Annotated in this window: 3 protein-coding genes and 1 pseudogene; 2 read left to right on the top strand and 2 right to left on the bottom strand. The window is 66.1% G+C overall.

From position 1 onward, the window contains the following. Nucleotides 1-531: pseudogene (locus tag QZ329_RS15460) on the top strand (acetate kinase); the annotation flags it as partial. A 57-nt stretch (nt 532-588) separates the two neighbouring features. On the opposite strand, the gene QZ329_RS15455 reads toward QZ329_RS15460, so the two are convergent. Both QZ329_RS15455 and QZ329_RS15450 read right to left on the bottom strand, forming a co-directional pair. Further along, nucleotides 589-972: a DUF4363 family protein gene (locus QZ329_RS15455; protein ID WP_295753890.1), complete on the bottom strand. Its 384-nt coding sequence runs from the start codon at nt 970-972 to the stop codon at nt 589-591. Beyond that, nucleotides 969-1,652 carry a DUF421 domain-containing protein gene (locus QZ329_RS15450; protein ID WP_295753889.1) on the bottom strand — a complete coding sequence of 228 codons (684 nt, stop codon included), beginning with the start codon at nt 1,650-1,652 and terminating at the stop codon, nt 969-971. The genes QZ329_RS15455 and QZ329_RS15450 overlap by 4 nt, the downstream gene beginning before the upstream one ends. A gap of 155 nt (nt 1,653-1,807) precedes the next feature. Between QZ329_RS15450 and QZ329_RS15445 the strand changes: the two genes are divergently transcribed. Beyond that, nucleotides 1,808-2,347 (top strand): sigma-70 family RNA polymerase sigma factor, encoded by a 540-nt coding sequence (locus QZ329_RS15445; protein WP_295753888.1) that lies wholly within the window; start codon nt 1,808-1,810, stop codon nt 2,345-2,347. Nucleotides 2,348-2,589: the final 242 nt, after the last annotated feature.

The raw sequence follows: 2,589 nt of genomic DNA, 5'->3' as shown, positions 1-2,589 counted from the left end.
AGCGTGGACACCTCCATGGGCTTCACCCCCCTGGCGGGCGTGCCCATGGGCACCCGGTCCGGCGACCTGGACGCGGGCATCCTCCAGTACGAGATGAACAAGCGGGGCATGAGCATCGACGAGATGCTGAACGCCCTGAACAAGAAGTCCGGCGTGGAGGGCCTCAGCTGCGTCAGCTCCGACTTCCGGGACCTGGAGAACGCCGCCGGAAAGGGCGACCAGAAAGCCGCCCTGGCCCAGAGGAAGTTCGCCTATGAGGTGAAGAAGTACGTGGGAGCCTACGCCGCCGCCATGGGCGGGGTGGACGCCGTGATCTTCACCGCCGGCGTGGGCGAAAACGACAAGGTCATCCGCGCCATGGTCTGCGAGGGTCTGGAGTACATGGGCGTGAAGCTGGACGCCGCCGCCAACGACGTCCGGGGCAAGGAGACCGTCCTCTCCACTCCCGACTCCAAGGTGAAGGTGCTGCTGATCCCCACCAACGAGGAGCTCATGATCGCCATGGACACGGCAGAGATCGTGAAGAAATAAGGCGCCGCCTGTAAAAGCGCCGGGATGGAATCCCGGCGCTTTTCCCCTCCCCCGGCGCTACAGCACATTCCGCAGGGAGAACTCCTCCATCTCCGCCAGCAGCCGCAGCTGGTCCCGGAGGTCCGCCAGCTCCGCCCGGAGCTCGCTGTCCTCCCGGCTCTCCGCGAAGGCCAGGGCCCGGTGGTACATGGCCTCCGCGCTGTCCACGGCGTCATGGCTTGTGACGATGTGCAAATACGTCTGCCGGGCGGACCAGTCGGCGTACCCCTCCCGAATGGCGGCGGCGGCGTTCTCCCAGTCCCCGGCCTGGGCCAAACGGTCCGCCTCCTCCAGCCGGGCCCGCCAGCGGTCCGTGCAGGCGGTCATGGCGGCGCTGTTCCACAGGCAGAAGGCCAAGATGGCCGCCAGCAGGGCAGCGGGAACCAGCAAGCCCTTTTTCATGCGGAGCCCTCCTTTTTCACGCAGACCACCCTCCCCGCCTCGTCCACGGTCAGCAAAAACGCCTCGCGGTGAGAGGCCAGTCCCTCCTTCTGCAAAGCCTCCCGAAGCCAGGCGCCGTCCAGCCCCTGGGCCTTCAGATTCCGCCGGAGGAGGCGGCCGTCGTTCACCAAAACCACCGGCAGGACCGTGTCCTCCTTCACCTCCAGCCCCAGCTGCTCCGCCGTGGGGGGCTGGCTCCGGGCCCAGGGGAGAACGGAGAGGTGGCCGGAGTTCTCCAGCACGGCGTACTTTACCTCTTCCACGCCGGTGAAGCCCTGTCCCCGGAGCTCCTCCAGCAGCTCGTCCAGGGTATAGCGGTTCCGCCGCATGGCCTCCTGCTGGAGGCGGCCCTCCCGGATGAGGACGGAAGGCGCGCCGCAGGCCAGCCGCCGGAACCGGAGGCTGGTCAGGGACAGCTGGCTGAGGAGCATGGAGAAGGCCAGCAGCGTCAGAATCGGGATGACTCCCGCCAGAAGGGGAATGCCGAAATCCTGCATGGGCACGGTGGCCAGGTCCGAGATCATCATGGTCAGCACCAGCTCGCCGGGCTCCAGCTCGCCGATCTGGCGCTTCCCCATCAGGCGCAGTCCGGTCATAATCAAAAAGTAAAGGATGGCAGTGCGGGCGAAGGCGGTCATCATGGGCGCTTCCTCCTTCGAAGGTGGTTTTCTTGAAGTATCTGCCGTTTCCCCGCCGGGTATTCCCAGGTTCCTCTTCCAAAAAAGCTTGGAATTTTGGAAACCTTTTCGGGAGCTGAGACGTTGAATGTACAGAAGGACGAAAGGAGGAGGCGGCCATGCTTGCCGGATATGTGCTCCAGCTGGAGCGGGACGGAGACCGGAAGCGCTTCACCCTGCTCTATAAACACAGCCAGCGGCAGCTCTTCCGGCTGACCGCCCGCATTCTGGGCCCCGGCCCCAGGGCCGAGGACGCGGTACACGACGCCTTTGTGAAGCTCATCCAGAACTTCCCCCAGCTCCGGGACCGTTCCGACGGGCAGCTGGAGCGCTGGCTGATGGTGGTGGCCCGAAACACAGCCCTGGACATCCTCCGAAAGGAGAGCCGGGAGACGGAGCTGGACCCGGGTTTTCCGGAGCCCGCCGTCTCGCCGGACCAGGGGGAGTTTGAGGCTCTGGTGGCCCTGATCCGGTCCATGCCGGAGGACTATCGCCGGGTGCTGGAGCTGCGGTTCCTGGCGGAGTGGAGCATGGGGGACATCGCCAGGGAACTGGGATTGACGGAGGGCGCGGTAAAAAGCCGGGTCTTCCGGGGACGAAAGCTGCTGATCGACGCACTGAGAAGGGAGGGATATCTGGATGGACGGTCCTGTGTTTGACGCCATGCTGAAAAACGCGCTGGAGGAGGCCCTCCGGCAGGACGCTGAAGAGACCCCCGCGCCGCCCCCGCCCTCCCGGCGGCAGAGGCAGCGGATGCGCCGCCTGCTGGCGGAGCCCTGGCGGGCCGGACTTCCCGAGGAGGAGGCGGGCCGCCGGGGCCGGAACCCCGCCCGCTGGCTGGCGGGGTTCCGGCAGATCGGAAGAGCACACGTCTGAACTCCAGTCACATTACTCGATCTCG

It is taken from the genome of uncultured Oscillibacter sp. (genome assembly GCF_910579365.1).
Taxonomy (GTDB): Bacteria; Bacillota; Clostridia; order Oscillospirales; family Oscillospiraceae; genus Oscillibacter.
Note: the sequence above shows the minus strand (reverse complement) of the source record. Positions and strands in the feature narration are given on the sequence as shown.